Below are 14,910 nucleotides of genomic sequence, written 5' to 3'. Positions count from 1 at the left end.
CACCGTGTCCGAGCGTCCCTCGACCGCGACGCCGATCCGCACGACCGAGGACTGGGACTGCGAGCGCGTCGACGGCAGTCGAAAAGTGACGATCCAGCGGCCGCGCCAACCACGGAACCGGCTCGACGAGTTCCTCTTCGACCTGTTCGATACGCCGACCGAGCGCGAACTCGAACTCGATGCGGTCGGCAGCGTCGTCTGGTGTCACTGCGACGGGGACACCACGATGGCGGAGCTCGCCGACGAACTCGCCGCGACCGTCCCCGAAGAGCGCATCGAACCCGTCGGTGATACCCTGTCGTACTTCCTGGCACAGCTGGCCGAGCTCAATCTGATTCGGTACGCGGACGACAATCAGTAGTTGGCAATACAGTTTTGTTATTCAGAGATCTAGATGAAAAGGAGTCTGCTCTTTCATCCTCATCCTGCCATCCTCCGGCCCCCTCGGAGCCGTGAGGGTCCCCTGCGGTGCGGGAGCGAGCGCCGGAGCACGTCGATTGCAGCTAACGAGAATCCAGCATGTAGTGCACACCACCAAAACCGAGAGCCGCGATCACTCCAAGACTTACAGTTCCCAGCGACCCATCTCCGAGGACGAACCATATGAATGTCCAGAAAGCAAGGAAAGCACCCGCCATTACGAGAGCATGCTGACTCCGTGTTCTCTCATCGGATTCCCGTACCCAATTTCGGCTCACAGTGTCGCTTGCATTCGCCGATATTTGTTTTCTTTCCCTGTCAGTTTGACGCTGTTCAGATAAGCGACGCTGACCGCGGAAACCACGTCGGGTGGGACTGAAAGGGGCGACCGGCTCAGGGAACCCGGCCGAAGTAAGAACCGCAAGGAGCAACGCGACTGAGGATCGCAGCGAGTCCCGGGACCTGAGCCGGTCGGGGCTTTCGAGTTCGTTGTGATTGCTGTCGCTGTCTCGATTCTTCCGACTTATCTGAACACTACCCACGAGCCCGGCGGAAGGACTATTCGCCGGTGCGCCGAACCCCGATCGTGCCATCGACGGTCGTCCACTGCGCGCTCGCGGGACTGCTCGCCGCCGGGTTGCTCGCCGATCACTTCGACGCTCGCGCGGTCGCGATCGTGCTCGCGGTAACGATCGTTCCCGATCTCGATGCCTTCACCGGATTCGTGATCCCGGGCGGCCACCGCTCCGTGCTCCACACTCTCCTGCTCCCCCTCGGGGCGACGGCGCTGCTCTACTACGACACCCGCATTCGTGAGGTGTCGTTCGTCCGAGCGCGGTGGCAGGCTCGCGGCGCGCGGATCGCGTGGGTGAGCGTCGCTGCGGTCGCGTTTGCGGCCATCGGTCTCGATCTCGTCGGTGGTGGCGTGAACCTCTTCTATCCGATCCACGACCAGTTCTACGCGCTCTCCGGCGAGTTGCTTTTCTCGAACAACCGCGGGCTCGTCCAGACGTTCGTAGAGTTCGGGCCGGGAAGTGAGGCTGCACGTGGCTCGACCGAGCAGGTCCACATCAACTCCGGGGTCGATCCCACGCGAGGAGCCGAGCCGGAAAACGTCGAGCGAGTCTTCCCGGTCGCCCAGTCGGGCTGGCAGCTCCTGTTGATCGTCACGAGCGTGTTCGTCCTCACGACCCGGCTGTGGGAGCGGCAGTGAGCAAGCGAGATCGTCGTCGGGCGGTACTGTCCATCGTTCCGCCGAAGTCGTCAACAGACTTTTGCCCACGCTATCTGAGCGTTCGTTCACGGATATGACAGCAGATCCCGACAGCAGTCGTGACGAACCGCGAGTCGATAGTGTCGGGCTGATCGGGGCCGGTCGTGTCGGCCAGTGGTTCGTGACTAACCTCGCTGACGCGGACTACGAACCCGTCGTCTTCGACGTGGACCCGGAGGCGGTCGCAGCGGCCGTCGAGTCTGGTACGGTCGCTGCGGAAAGTCCCGCAGACGTGGCCGACCGGGCAAAAGTCGTCGTTCTCTCCCTCCCGGGTCGAGAGACCGTCGAAATCACGATGGAAGGGGAAGACGGCGTTCTCGAAACGCTCGGTTCGGACCAGATCGTGCTCGATACGGGGACGACACCGCCGAGTCTGGACGTTCGCTATCAATCGATCTGTCACGAGCGCGGCGCTGGTTACGTGGACTGCGGGATCACCCATCAAGGACCGGGCGAGTACGACGATGATCGCGGTCCCGCATACACGATGTTCGCCGGTGGGACGCCCGAGGACTACGAGCAGGTGCGCCCCGTCATCGAGATTCTGTCCCACCGTCACGAGTTCTTCGAGGGGATCGGCAACGGTCACGTCGTCAAGGCGGCCAACGTGCTGCGCGCGACGTGTCTAGCGGCCATCGCCGCCGAGGTGACCGAGTTCCTCACGCAGAACGGTGTCGATCCCGAGCGCGTCGTCGGCCTGCTCGAATGGAATATCCCTGGGGCGTATTTCGGTACCGAGTACCGGTCGGCCGAAGGATTCGAGCACACCACCAACGCCGACGAACACGATACCGGAGACCGAGGATTTCGGGTCGACCAACAGGGAATCCACACCAGGATGCGAAGCTCAGACTGGGCGAAGGACCCGAGCTACGCGCTCGCCATCGCCCACGCCTCGAACACCTACGTGCCGCTGCTGACTGCGGCCCACCAGACACAGCTGGCCGCCGAGAACTACGGGGCCGCCGTGCTGGATCGTAACCTCGAATTCAACGATCCGGACTGGCACCATCCCTCCCGAATCACGTCGGTCTACCGCGCGTTCAATCGTCCGCAGGAAGAGTGGGACCGACTCAGTCGGCGAGGTGGTGACGAGGAAAGCGACTGACTGATCCATCCAACACAGACACCGAATTCCGTACCGACTGTGGCGACCGGGCTGCCGGAACCCGTATCTCCTCGACCGACGAACGCCGCGCATGGACCACAGGCCGTACGATCCCGAACGGGATGCAGCGGAACTCTGGGAGTGCAAGGCGGCGTTCGAGCACGAACTCGGCCAACTTGGCGAGGGCGAGAAAGCCGACACGTACGACGGAAAGCTCACCGAGGACTACCGCGAGCGCTACCTCGCGTGGGTCGAACGGTGCGTCGAACGCGACGCCGACTGCGTGACCATCGCCGAATCGAGCGACGGAGACGGACTCGCGGGCTACGTGTTCGTTCTCCCCGAAAAATTCGCGATGATATGGGACGCCGCGGTGTTGAACGAGCTCTACGTCCACGAGTCAGCCCGGGGAACGGGGCTCGCCGACGACCTCCTCGCAGCGGCGTACGAGTGTGCCCGTGCTCAGGATCTCCCCGTCGACCGGATCGCACTCGACGTCGGAACGAAAAACGGCCGCGCCGCGAGCGTCTATCGACGCGAGGGGTTCGAGCCGTGGGGCAATCTCGTCGCGCGCGACCTCGATTAGCCCGCGGTCTCAGTCCCCGGTCGCGTCGCGGTACTCCGCTTGCGTGACGGTATATCGGTACTCGTCGGCCACCTCATCACCGTACGGAGCCCAGTTTCGGAGGTAGCCCTCACACTGGCCGCCGTGGGCCTCGACGTACTTCTCGATCGCCCGTTTGGATTTCTCGTTGTCGGCGTGGTGGGTGACGGCGACCACTTCGAGATCGAGGCGCTCGAAGGCGAGCTCCATCAGCGCCGCCGCGCGCTCGCCCGAGTACCCACGGCCCCAGAATCGCTTGCGGAGCCACATACCAAGACTGCCGGTTTGTCGGTCCCAATCGAGATGCAGTGAGCCGACACCGGCGAACGCACCCGCTCCGCCCTCGTCCTCAGCGGGGCGGATGGCGTAATCCGCACCTTCGGCCTCTTTCCACCGCTTTTCCGCCCCGTCGATGAACTCCTTCGATTCGTTGATCGTCGCGTGGGGGTCCCACGGCATGTATCGCGTGACCTCGTCCATCCCTTCGCTGTTTTCTCGCGGGCTGGGAGACGGCTTCGCCGTCTCCTTCGAGGCGGTGGAACCGCCTCGCTGCCCGCTCGAATGGTCCGCGGAGCGTCGCTCCTCGCTACCGTCGGTGTCCGAACAGACGCGATAGAACTCCTGAAGGTCGATGTTCTCGTGACAGAGACGTTCGAGGATCAATCGATCAGTTTCGATACGTTCGGGGAACATGGTTCGAACTGTGAACCCCGGAACAAAAGCGTTCACCGAGGTCACCCGCAAGTCTTTGTACAATGGCGTTCCGCGGGCGGGTATGGACGCCGCGCTCGGACCGCCGGAGGGGATGACGGCGAGTCGCGAGGACCTCACGCCGATGATGACGCAGTACGTCGAGCTGTGCGAAGCGTACGACGACGCACTGCTCCTCTTTCAGATGGGGGATTTCTACGAAGCGTTCTGCGGGGCGGCGGAGACGATCGCGCGCGAACTCGAGATCACCCTCACCCAGCGCGAGGACAGCACGGGAACCTACCCGATGGCGGGAATCCCGATCGACAACGCAGTGACGTACGTCGAAACGCTCCTCGATGCGGACTACCGGATCGCGATCGCCGAGCAGGTCGAGGATGCCGACGAGGCTACCGGTGTCGTCGATCGGGCGGTCACTCGGGTCGTCACTCCCGGCACGGTCGTCGAGGACGAACTGCTCGCGCCCGGCAACAACTACGTCGCCTGTCTCGCAGGGGAGATGATCGAGACGAGTGAGGAACACGGCACTGGTCCGGGAGCAACTACGGATGAAGCGGCCACCACTGAGACGGACGGCGGGATCAGCGCGAAAGCGGGCGGGAGTGGGGGTGTGGAACCGTCGGGAACGACCTACGCCGTCGCGTTCGTCGACGTCTCGACCGGTGAGTTCCGCGCCACGAGCGACGATTCTCGGGGGACGATTCGGGACGAACTCGACAGGCTCGGTCCAGCGGAGGTCGTACTTGCGCCGGAGGTTTCGTGCGGAGACTTCGATATCGATTGCATGGTGACGCCGTACGACGAGACGGCGTTCGATACTGAGACCGCTCGCGAGCGCGTCGCGTCGTACGCACCGCAGCCGGAAGCGGTGTTCGAGTGTGAGAGCGAGATCAGGGCCGCAGGCGCGCTGCTCGCCTACGCGGAGCACACCCAGGCCGCCAACGGTGAACTCGGTCACGTCACCAGACTCACCCGATACGACCCCCGCGAACGAATGGGTCTCGACGCGACCGCGCTCCGGAGCCTCGACGTTTTCGAGAATCGAGCGGGCGACGACGACCACACGCTCGTGGCGGTGCTCGACGAGACTGCGTGTGCACTCGGGCGGCGGGAACTCGACCGGTGGCTCCGTCGTCCGCTGCTCGATCAGGCGACGATCGAGGCACGCCTCGACGCCGTCGAGGAGTTGACGCGCGAATCGCTCGTCCGCGAGGAGGTCCGCGAACTCCTGCGGGGGGTCTACGACATCGAGCGGCTCGTGGCGCGCGTCTCGCGCAATCGGGCGAACGCCCGCGACCTCCGTGCGCTGAAGACGACGCTCGACGTCGTTCCCCGGCTTCGAGAGGAGCTATCGGACGCCGAATCCGATCTGCTCGCGGAGTGTCGCGACGGACTCGACGGACTCGACGATGTCCGGGGGCTGATCGGGCGGGCGATTCAGGCCGAACCTCCCGCCGAGATCACCGAGGGCGGCGTCATCGTGCAGGGGTTCGACGACGACCTCGACGACCTCCGGGCAACCGCGCGCGAAGGACGGGAGTGGGTGGCAAATCTCGAAGAACGCGAGCGCGAACGGACCGGAATCGACTCACTCTCGGTAGGTCACACCGAGGTCCACGGCTACTACATCGAGGTCACGAACGCGAACCTCGATGCGGTGCCTGACGAATACACCCGTCGGCAAACACTCAAAAACTCCGAGCGGTTCTACACCCCCGAACTCGAACGTCACGAGGACGAGATCCTCGGCGCGGCCGAACGCGCCGATTCGCGCGAACACCAGCTCTTTACCGATATCCGAAGCGAGATCGCCGCCGAAACCGACCGCGTTCAGCGCCTCGCCGACCACCTCGCGAGCCTCGACGTGCTCTGTACGCTCGCGCACGTCGCCGTCGAGAACGACTACGCCCGGCCCGAATTCGGCAACGACGGTATCGCGATCCGCGACGGTCGTCATCCCGTGGTCGAACGCCACGCCGAGTTCGTGCCGAACGACGCCGATCTGTGCGAGGAACCGTTCGCCATCGTTACGGGGCCAAACATGGCGGGGAAATCGACGTACATGCGCCAGATCGCGTTGATCGCGATCCTCGCCCAGATGGGAAGTTTCGTGCCGGCCCAAGAGGCACACCTCCCGGTCGTCGACCGAGTGTTCACACGGGTCGGCGCGAGCGACGACATCGCGGGCGGCCAATCGACGTTCATGCGCGAGATGGCCGAGGTCACCGACGTTCTCCACGGCGCGACCGCCGAATCGCTCGTCCTCCTCGACGAGGTAGGTCGGGGGACCAGCACGACCGACGGCGAGGCGATCGCCAGGGCGGTGACGGAGTTCATCCACGACGAGATCGGTGCGACCACGCTGTTTGCGACCCACTACCACGACCTTACGGAACTCGCCGAAGAACGCGACGGCGTCCAGACCCTACAGTTCGCCGCCGATCGAACCGACGGGGAAGTGACTTTCCTCCACACGGTGGCCGAGGGAGCCGCCTCGGCCTCCTACGGCGTCGACGTCGCACGGATGGCCGGCGTTCCCGAACCGGTCGTCGAGCGCTCGCGCGAACTCGTGTCGGGGACCGTCGATCAGGACCCACTGAGCGAGGACGACGGGAAAGGCGGACACGATGATGGCGACCACAGCGGTGAAGCGGCCGACCGCAACGATCGCCGCGATATCGATCCGACAGCCGAGACCGACCCGGACGAAGCCGCTATCCGCGCCGAGATCGTAACCGAACTACGGAGCCTGCGGATCGCCGAGACGACGCCCGTGGAGGCGCTCGTCCGGCTCGACGGGCTCAAACGCCGACTCGATGACGAGAATCACTGAACTCGATCCCGAAACCGTCGAACGCATTGCGGCCGGCGAGGTCGTCACGCGCCCCGCGAGCGTCGTCACCGAACTCGTCGAGAACAGCCTCGACGCCGGTACGTCGAGTGTCGAGGTCGTCGTCGAGAACGCGGGTCTCGACCTGATCCGGGTCGCCGACGACGGTCACGGGATGACCGAAACCGACGCTCGCCTCGCCGTCGAGCGTCACGCCACGAGCAAGATCGGTGGCGTCGAGGACGTCGAACGCGTCGCGACGCTCGGATTCCGTGGCGAGGCGCTGCCGAGCATCGCGCAGGTCGCGCGCCTCGAACTCACCACGAAGGCGGCAGAGAGCGGGGCCGCCGGCACGCGCGTCGTCGTCGACGGCGGAGAGAAAACGACGGGGCCGGCAGGGCGGGCGGTCGGCACCACAATCTCGGTTACCGACCTCTTCGCCAACACGCCAGTGCGTCGGAAGTCCCTCGCCACGCCGAAACGCGAGTTCGCCCGGGTCAGCGAGACGGTTTCGGACTACGCACTGACCCATCCAGACGTGCGGTTCTCTCTCACGCACGACGGCCGGACCGTGCTCTCGACGCCAGGCTCGGGGAGCTACACCGACGCGATCCTCGGGGTGTACAATCGCGAGGTGGCGGGCCAGAGCACCGAGTTCGGCCAGGAAGACGAGAAGGAGAGCGGCGACGATCAACCGTCCAACGGGGTCAGCGTGAGCGGGCTCGTCGTTTATCCCTCTATCACCCGATCGACGCCGGCACACGTCACCACCGCGATCAACGGCCGCGCGCTCGACGATCCGACCGTCAGAAAGGCGGTGACGAACGGCTACGGGACCCTGCTGCCCGACGACCGGTACCCCATCGCCGTGGTCGATGTCTCCCTCCCACCCGAGCGGGTCGACGTCAACGTCCACCCCTCGAAGGACGAAGTCGCGTTCGCCGATCCGGATGAAGTCGCCGAAGCGGTCGAACAGGCGATCGCCGACGCGCTCGCGACCCAGGACCTCGCGCGGACAGGGGAGGTCGCGCTCGATCTCGACTCGTCACTCGGCGAACCCGCGGGCGAGTCGGCGTTCGACACGATCTCGGTCATCGGTCAGTTCCGCGGACTCTACCTGTTGTGCGAGGCCGACGACGACCTCCTCGTCGTCGATCAGCACGCCGCCCACGAACGGATCAACTTCGAACGGTTGCGAGAGGCGCTCGACGACGGGATCAGCTCGGTCGGAATCGAGCCGACGCCGCTCTCGTTGACGGCCGCCGAGGCGGCGCTCGTGGAGGCCAACGCTGACGCACTCGACGCGCTCGGGTTCCGGATCGAAACCGACGGGGGTGCGTATCGAGCGACAGGCCTGCCCGCGCCGCTCGGTCGCGTCGCGGAGCCGTCGGCCGTTCACGACGTGCTCGATGGGTTCCTCGCCGGCGACGAGCCGGAGAATCCACGCGAGGAGCTCTTGAAGGATGTCGCGTGTCATCCCTCGCTCAAAGCCGGCGAGTCTCTTTCGAGCGAGGACGCCACTCGACTCGTCGAACGTCTCGGGACATGTGAACAGCCCTTTGCGTGTCCTCACGGCCGACCCACGGTGCTGACGATCGACGAAGAGACGTTCGCTCGTGGGTTCGAGCGACCGAACACCCGGTTCGACTGACGAACGCATCCCGCTCTCGACTCGCTTCGAGTTCGTTCGGAACACCTAACCACGGTTCGCGTGTAACGCCGACAATGGTTGATTGGACGGAGAAGTATCGTCCGTCGACGCTCTCGGAGGTCCGTGGCAACAACAAAGCCCGGGACGCGCTCGCCGAGTGGGCTGAGACGTGGGACGACCACCGCGAAGCGGTGATCCTCCACGGTGCGCCGGGCGTCGGCAAGACCTCGGCGGCCCACGCGCTCGCGGCCGACATGGACTGGCCGACGATCGAACTCAACGCCTCCGACCAGCGCACGAAGGCGGTCGTCGAGCGAGTCGCGGGCGAGGCCGCGAAATCCGGCACGCTTACCGGCGGGAGCGCGGGCCGGCGGCTCGTTGTTTTGGACGAAGCCGACAACCTCCACGGTAACGTCGACCGTGGCGGGTCGCGGGCGATCACGAGCCTCGTGAAGGAGGCGGGCCAGCCGATGGTCCTCATCGCCAACGAGTTCTACGACATGTCGAACTCCCTGCGGAACGCCTGCGAGACGATCGAGTTCCGAGACGTCTCCGCGCGCTCGATCCTCCCCGTTCTTCGGGACATCTGTCGACGGGAGGAGGTCGAGTACGAGTCCGAAGCCCTGGAGGCGATCGCCGAGTCGAACAGCGGCGATCTCCGGGGAGCTGTCAACGATCTTCAGGCGCTCGCAGAAGTGAACGAGCAACTCACCGCCGAGGACGTGGTGACCGGTGACCGCGACCGAACCACTGGGATCTTCGACTTCCTCGATGCGCTGATCAAAGAGGAGGACGCCGAAGGCGCGCTCCGGTCCTCCTACGACGTCGACGAGACCCCCGACGACCTCATCAACTGGATCGAGGACAACGTCCCGAAGGATTTCCACGGAGCGGAACTCGCCGACGCCTATGACAACCTCGCGAACGCCGATCGGTGGCTCGGGCGGGTCCGGGCCACCCAAGACTACTCCTACTGGCGCTACGCGGGCGATGCGATGACTGCTGGCGTCGCGGCCGCCCGCCGGGAACCGAAGGGCGGCTGGACGCGGTACGGCCCGCCGAGCTACTGGTCGAAACTCGGCCGCTCGCGGGGCACCCGCGAGAAACGCGACTACGTCGCCCAGCACATCGCCGAGAGCAGTGGGATGAGCATGGCGAGCGCACGTAACGACGTCATGCCGTTCCTGTCGGCGATGACCCACCACTGCAAGAACCGGGAGCTGACGGTGACGATGGCTGCGCGGTACGATCTCGACGCAGAACACGTCGCCTTCATCACCGGTAGCGGGAAGGACACCAACAAGGTCCAGGACATCGTCGCCGACGCCGCCGAATTGCGCGACAAGGAGGCGGTTTCACACGCCGAGGGGGCGTTCGAGGGCGCGACGCGAACGATCGAGGAACCCGAGACGAACGACGATTCTGACGACGACGAGGCAAGCGACGATCCGACCGATACGGACGAGGAGGGCGATCAAGGCGCGGATGCTGGAGACGACCAGGCTGACGACTCCCAGTCCGGTCTCGGGGATTTCTACTGAAGCGGCTAGCGGCGGCCGGCGACGCTTTTCACAGTCCAGTGCGAACGACACACATGCGCGCCGCAGTTCTCCAGGAATACGGCGAACCGCTCGCGATCGAGTCGGTCGCACCGCCCGACGTTGAGAACCACGGAGTCGTGGTCTCGGTCAAGGCCTGCGGCATCTGCCGGAGCGACTGGCACGCCTGGCAGGGCCACGGCGAGTGGGCCGACGACAAGGTTCCTCGTGGGCAGATCCTCGGTCACGAGCCCGTCGGTCGAATCGTCGAGACCGGTGATCACGTCACCGCCTTCGAGGGTAGCGAGCGCGTCGCGATCCCGTTCAACCTCGGGTGTGGTGTCTGCGACGAGTGTGTGACCGGCCACGGGAACATTTGCCCCGACGACCGCGCGCTCGGATTCGAGTCCGACGCGCCGGGCGCGTTCGCCGAGCGGGTTCACGTCCCGAACGCCGCGTACAATCTCACGAAATTGGGGGAGAGCGTCGCGCCAGTCGACGCGGCGGCGCTCGGCTGTCGATACGTCACGGCGTTCAACGCGCTCGTCCGCCGCGCCGACATTGCGGCCGGCGAGTGGGTCGCGGTGTTCGGCTGTGGCGGGGTGGGTCTCTCGGCGGTGCAGATCGCGAGCGCGCTCGGCGCACGGGTCGTCGCGGTCGATGTCGACGACGCAACCCTCGATCTCGCGAGCAAGGTCGGTGCGACTGAGACGGTGAACGGGGCTGAAACCGACGACGTACCGGGAGCGATCGCGGCGCTCACCGACGGTGGCGCGCACGTCACGATGGACGCGCTCGGCAGGCAGGAGACATGTCACGATGCGGTCGAGAGCCTCCGGCGGCGCGGCCGTCACGTCCAGGTCGGACTGACGACCGACGCCGAGCGCGGCGAGATCGCGCTGCCGACCGACGCGATCGCCCGAGGAGAGATCGATTTTTTGGGAGTGCGAGGGCTGTCGCCGACGGGCTACGACGAGGTGCTCCGACTCGTCGAGAGCGGCGTTCTCGATCCCGGCCGCCTCGTCACGCGTGAGGTCGGACTCGACGACGTTTCCGAGCGCCTCGCCGCGATGAGCGAGTACGAAACAAACGGAATCGAGGTCGTCACCGAACTGTAGGTCAGAGCAGCCGCGAGAGGAACTGCTGGCCACGTTCGGTGTCGGGATCGGCGAAGAACCGTTCCGGGTCGCTGGTTTCGACGATTCGACCTTCGGACATCAACACCACGCGGTCACCGACCTCGCGGGCGAACCCCATCTGGTGGGTCACGACCATCATCGTCATCCCCTCGTCGGCGAGGCCCCGCATCACTTCGAGCACCTCGCCGACGAGTTCGGGGTCGAGCGCGCTCGTCACCTCGTCGAACAACATCACTTCGGGCTCCATCGCGAGCGCACGGGCGATCGCGACGCGCTGTTGTTGGCCCCCCGAAAGCTGGTTCGGGTAGGAGTCGTCCTGGCCCGAGAGCCCGACCCGATCGAGCAGCCGATCGGCGCGGTCGGTGGCCTCGGCTTTCGAGAGCCCGCGCACCTTCATCGGCCCGAGCGTGACGTTTTCGAGTGCGGTCTTGTGGGGGAAGAGATTGAAGCTCTGGAACACCATCCCGATGCGCTGGCGGAGCCGGTCGACGTTCGCACCCGGTGCCGAGATCGATTCGCCCGCCAGGCGGATGTCGCCCGACTGGATCTCTTCGAGCCGGTTGGTACACCGCAGCAGCGTCGACTTCCCGCTGCCGCTCGGACCGACGACGACACAGACCTCCCGGTCGTCGATCGCGAGATCGATGTCCTTCAGCACGTGTGCTTCACCGAAGTACTTGTCCACGCCCTCGAACTCGACGAGCGGCGCGTCGTGAGTCCGGCTCATCGTCGATCACTCGCGGGGTCAGCGCGCGCTTCGAGATAGCTGACGACTTTCCCGAGCGGAATGGTGATCAGCAGATACGCGACCGCGACGATGACGATCGGCGTCCACGCATCGAAGTTGTTGCTGTTCACATTGCGAAACGCGCTGATGAGTTCGGGGACCGCGATCACGGTCAGAAGCGAGGTGTCCTTCACGAGGATGACTTGATCGTTGCCGATGGCCGCCAGGGCGTTACGCCACGCCTGTGGCAGAACGACCTCCCGCATCGACTGGATGTACGAGAGCCCGAGCGAGCGGGCCGCCTCCATCTGACCGTCCGGCACGGCCTCGATGCCACCCCGGATCGCCTCGCCGATGTACGCCGCGTGGTTCAGTGTCAACCCGATGATGGCCGCGGGAACCGCGAAGTTCGAGATCGGGAACGCGCCCGGCGGCCAGAACGTCGGCACGCCGAGGAAGATGACCATTAACTGGAAGAGCAGTGGCGTCCCGCGGAAGAACTCGATGTATCCGCGCGCGATCGTTCGCGTGAAACGCGTCTGGGAGACACGGCCGAGGCCGACGGCGACCCCGGCGATGACCGACAGCACGCTGCTGATGACGACGATGCGAAGCACCGTGATGAACGCGTCGGTGAACTGTGGATGGACCACCTCCACGAGGAGATCGAAGTCGACCTGCACGACCACGATGTACGCGAGAAACGCCGCGACACCGAGGGTGAACACGCCGGCGACGGCGACACCGACCCACTTCAGCGTGCTGTCGTTGAACAACCGGTTTCCGGTCTCGTCCGTCGTGGTCGCGTCCGAATATGACTCGGTCATTGATGATAGTTGGCAGGACGCAGTGATAGCTGTTGGTGGTTCAGGCGTCGAAGTACTCGTTGTAAATCTCCTCGTAGGTGCCGTTGTCCCTGATAGTCGCGAGCGCCTCGTTCACCCTCCCTTTGAGGTCGTCGTCGTCCTTCCGGAAGGCGATACCGTACTCCTCGACGGTGAGGGTGAGGTACGGCGGGGCGTTCTTGCCCTGGGCAGCGGCTTCGCCCTCTCCCTCGACGAACCGGGCGATGTCCGAGTTCTCGTCGACGAACTGGCCGTTGACGGTGTTGTCGTTGATGACCGCGACGACCTGGTTGTTGTTCAGTGCGCTGAACGCGCCGGGGATCTGGTCGTACGACTGGATGGTGAGGTCGCCGTCGAACTCCTCTTTCAACGCCTCGGCAGCGCCCTCACCGGTCGTCCCCTTCTGGACGCCGACGGTCTTGCCCTTCAGGTCCTCCTTCGCGGAGATATCGCTGTTCTGGAGCACGACGATTGTCTGATACGCCGTGAAGTACGGGTCCGAGAAGTCGACCTTCTGTGCGCGCTCGTCGTTGATCGTCATCGCGCTCATGATGACCCGGAAGTTGCCGTTGTTGAGCGACGGGATGATCGTGTCGAACGCGGTGGCTTTGAAGTTCGGCGTCATGCCCAACTGCTCGCCGAAGACCGCATCGGCGATCCCGACGTCGAACCCGACGAGTTCGTCGTCGTTCGTGCGGTACTCGAACGGCTTGTACGGGATGTCCGAGCCGATCACGATGGTCTCCTGTTCGGCCGAATCACCGCTCTCGTTCCCGCTACTCTCGTTACCGCCGGTGTCGTTTCCACCGCTTCCGCCACTCGCGTTGTCACTACTTCCGTTGCCACCGTCACCGCCGCCACTACCGTTGGCACCGCCTCCACCATCACCGCTCTCGTTTCCACTCCCGCTGCCGTTTCCGTCGCCACCACCACCGACACAACCGGCGAGCGATAGTGCCGCCACACCCGCGCCAGTCGCCTTCAGATACCCGCGTCGCGTCGTCAGATCGTTACGATCCATACCCTGCGTGGGGATAACGAACGTTTCAACCTTTCGCCAGCGTCACTCCGTGAGCCGGGCGAGAACGTCTCCAAAAACGCCCATCGACGAGCGACCATGGATACTGGATCGTAGAACGAGATACCAGTTCAGTGCCGTGGACCGAACGGCGTGAAACAGGATCGGGGGAGCGTCTCAGTCGTCGGCGCTCATTCCGGTGGTAGTGCCGGCGCTCGTTCGGTTGGTGTCGGGCGTTTCGTAGGCCCACACGGTGGTGGCGACCAGCGCGGCGAAAATCACGAGGGCAGCAGCGTGGTGAATCACCTGTACGAGAGCGGTGTAGATCGTCACGGTGGCCCCACCGAGCAGGACCTGCACCGGCAGTGTGACGAGCGCGATCGCGCTGGCGATGCGGGTCCGGCGGTCCTTCCCGTCCCGCCACGCCACGTAGGTCGTCCCGAGGATGAAGAATCCGGTGATCATCGCGACGAGACGGTGGAACCACTCGATGAAGCTCGGCCAGTTCGCCGGGAACAGCCCGAACACCGCGCCGTTGCACAGCGGCCACCGCGCCCCACACGACAGTCCCGCGCCCGCTGCGGCGGTGTACACCCCGAGCAGGATGAGCGCGAACGTCAATCCGGTGGTGACGGCGGCCAAGTGCCGAAATCGGAGTCCCATCGACGGAACTCCGCCCTGAGCGCACTTATCCTTGTCCAACCACTTGTCGGAGCCCTCGTAGAAACTGGCTTGCCGGACGACTGCCCCGTCGGAAGATCAACCACATCCTCGCTGACCGCCACCGTGCCGTCGTCGCTTCACTACGAAACACGAATCAGTTAGTTCGTCGATCGTCGAAAGTCGATTTCGGATAGATTTTTTACCCCGTCCCCGAAGAGGGTCGGCATGGGACTGGACGAGGACTCGCTGGAGTACCACCGTCAGGAACCGCCGGGCAAGATCGAGATCGCGACCACCAAACCCACGAACACCCAACGGGACCTCTCGCTGGCGTACTCGCCGGGGGTGGCGGCAGCGTGTGAGGAGATCGCTGCCGATCCCGA

Annotated in this window: 13 protein-coding genes; 8 read left to right on the top strand and 5 right to left on the bottom strand. The window is 64.9% G+C overall.

Annotated elements, in window-relative coordinates; translation table 11 throughout:
• The first annotated feature begins 4 nt into the window (after positions 1–4).
• The 4 genes from C449_RS04120 (at position 5) to C449_RS04105 (ending at position 3,387) form a co-directional block, all read left to right on the top strand.
• Positions 5–361 carry a PqqD family protein gene (locus C449_RS04120; protein ID WP_006076692.1) on the top strand — a complete coding sequence of 119 codons (357 nt, stop codon included), beginning with the start codon at positions 5–7 and terminating at the stop codon, positions 359–361.
• A gap of 645 nt (positions 362–1,006) precedes the next feature.
• Positions 1,007–1,633, top strand: coding sequence for a metal-dependent hydrolase (locus C449_RS04115; RefSeq protein ID WP_006076691.1), 627 nt, complete (start codon positions 1,007–1,009; stop codon positions 1,631–1,633).
• Between the two features lie 94 nt (positions 1,634–1,727).
• Entirely contained in the window at positions 1,728–2,801 is a 1,074-nt protein-coding gene (locus tag C449_RS04110) for an NAD(P)-dependent oxidoreductase (RefSeq protein WP_006076690.1), read from the top strand.
• Positions 2,802–2,892: 91 nt separating this feature from the next.
• Positions 2,893–3,387 (top strand): GNAT family N-acetyltransferase, encoded by a 495-nt coding sequence (locus tag C449_RS04105; protein WP_006076689.1) that lies wholly within the window; start codon positions 2,893–2,895, stop codon positions 3,385–3,387.
• 9 nt (positions 3,388–3,396) lie between these two features.
• On the opposite strand, the gene C449_RS04100 is transcribed toward C449_RS04105, so the two are convergent.
• Positions 3,397–4,098 (bottom strand): GNAT family N-acetyltransferase, encoded by a 702-nt coding sequence (locus C449_RS04100; RefSeq protein WP_006076688.1) that lies wholly within the window; start codon positions 4,096–4,098, stop codon positions 3,397–3,399.
• 82 nt (positions 4,099–4,180) lie between these two features.
• Between C449_RS04100 and mutS the strand changes: the two genes are divergently transcribed.
• From mutS to C449_RS04080, 4 genes are all read left to right on the top strand, one after another.
• Entirely contained in the window at positions 4,181–6,949 is a 2,769-nt protein-coding gene (gene mutS, locus C449_RS04095) for a DNA mismatch repair protein MutS (protein WP_049913879.1), read from the top strand.
• The gene (gene mutL, locus C449_RS04090) at positions 6,933–8,597 is read left to right on the top strand and encodes a DNA mismatch repair endonuclease MutL (RefSeq protein ID WP_006076686.1); all 1,665 of its coding nucleotides are present in this window, start codon (positions 6,933–6,935) and stop codon (positions 8,595–8,597) included. Before mutS ends, mutL begins: the two co-directional genes overlap by 17 nt.
• Before the next feature lie 74 nt (positions 8,598–8,671).
• A complete protein-coding gene (locus C449_RS04085) occupies positions 8,672–10,138 on the top strand; it encodes a replication factor C large subunit (RefSeq protein WP_006076685.1) in 1,467 nt (488 codons plus the stop codon).
• Positions 10,139–10,191: 53 nt separating this feature from the next.
• Entirely contained in the window at positions 10,192–11,253 is a 1,062-nt protein-coding gene (locus C449_RS04080) for a zinc-dependent alcohol dehydrogenase family protein (RefSeq protein ID WP_006076684.1), read from the top strand.
• A 1-nt stretch (position 11,254) separates the two neighbouring features.
• Here C449_RS04080 and C449_RS04075 read toward each other — a convergent pair whose 3' ends face one another.
• The 4 genes from C449_RS04075 to C449_RS04060 form a co-directional block, all read right to left on the bottom strand.
• Positions 11,255–12,001 carry an amino acid ABC transporter ATP-binding protein gene (locus C449_RS04075; RefSeq protein WP_006076683.1) on the bottom strand — a complete coding sequence of 249 codons (747 nt, stop codon included), beginning with the start codon at positions 11,999–12,001 and terminating at the stop codon, positions 11,255–11,257.
• On the bottom strand, positions 11,998–12,828 hold the full coding sequence (locus C449_RS04070) for an amino acid ABC transporter permease (RefSeq protein WP_006076682.1): 831 nt from the start codon (positions 12,826–12,828) through the stop codon (positions 11,998–12,000). The genes C449_RS04075 and C449_RS04070 overlap by 4 nt, the downstream gene beginning before the upstream one ends.
• A 40-nt stretch (positions 12,829–12,868) precedes the next feature.
• Entirely contained in the window at positions 12,869–13,867 is a 999-nt protein-coding gene (locus C449_RS04065) for a transporter substrate-binding domain-containing protein (RefSeq protein WP_006076681.1), read from the bottom strand.
• Positions 13,868–14,041: 174 nt separating this feature from the next.
• On the bottom strand, positions 14,042–14,527 hold the full coding sequence (locus C449_RS04060) for a COX15/CtaA family protein (RefSeq protein ID WP_049913878.1): 486 nt from the start codon (positions 14,525–14,527) through the stop codon (positions 14,042–14,044).
• Positions 14,528–14,910 lie beyond the last annotated feature (383 nt).

Origin of the sequence: Halococcus saccharolyticus DSM 5350, from assembly GCF_000336915.1 — an archaeon.
GTDB lineage: Archaea > Halobacteriota > Halobacteria > Halobacteriales > Halococcaceae > Halococcus > Halococcus saccharolyticus.
Note: the sequence above shows the minus strand (reverse complement) of the source record. Positions and strands in the feature narration are given on the sequence as shown.

Excerpts from the sequence above, each read along its gene's own strand:
- C449_RS04110 (WP_006076690.1), top strand. The coding sequence starts at position 1,728 with ATGACAGCAGATCCCGACAGCAGTCGTGACGAACCGCGAGTCGATAGT.
- C449_RS04105 (WP_006076689.1), top strand. The coding sequence starts at position 2,893 with ATGGACCACAGGCCGTACGATCCCGAACGGGATGCAGCGGAACTCTGG.
- C449_RS04100 (WP_006076688.1), bottom strand. The coding sequence starts at position 4,098 with ATGTTCCCCGAACGTATCGAAACTGATCGATTGATCCTCGAACGTCTC.
- mutS (WP_049913879.1), top strand. The coding sequence starts at position 4,181 with ATGGACGCCGCGCTCGGACCGCCGGAGGGGATGACGGCGAGTCGCGAG.
- mutL (WP_006076686.1), top strand. The coding sequence starts at position 6,933 with ATGACGAGAATCACTGAACTCGATCCCGAAACCGTCGAACGCATTGCG.
- C449_RS04085 (WP_006076685.1), top strand. The coding sequence starts at position 8,672 with ATGGTTGATTGGACGGAGAAGTATCGTCCGTCGACGCTCTCGGAGGTC.
- C449_RS04080 (WP_006076684.1), top strand. The coding sequence starts at position 10,192 with ATGCGCGCCGCAGTTCTCCAGGAATACGGCGAACCGCTCGCGATCGAG.
- C449_RS04075 (WP_006076683.1), bottom strand. The coding sequence starts at position 12,001 with ATGAGCCGGACTCACGACGCGCCGCTCGTCGAGTTCGAGGGCGTGGAC.
- C449_RS04070 (WP_006076682.1), bottom strand. The coding sequence starts at position 12,828 with ATGACCGAGTCATATTCGGACGCGACCACGACGGACGAGACCGGAAAC.
- C449_RS04065 (WP_006076681.1), bottom strand. The coding sequence starts at position 13,867 with ATGGATCGTAACGATCTGACGACGCGACGCGGGTATCTGAAGGCGACT.
- C449_RS04060 (WP_049913878.1), bottom strand. The coding sequence starts at position 14,527 with ATGGGACTCCGATTTCGGCACTTGGCCGCCGTCACCACCGGATTGACG.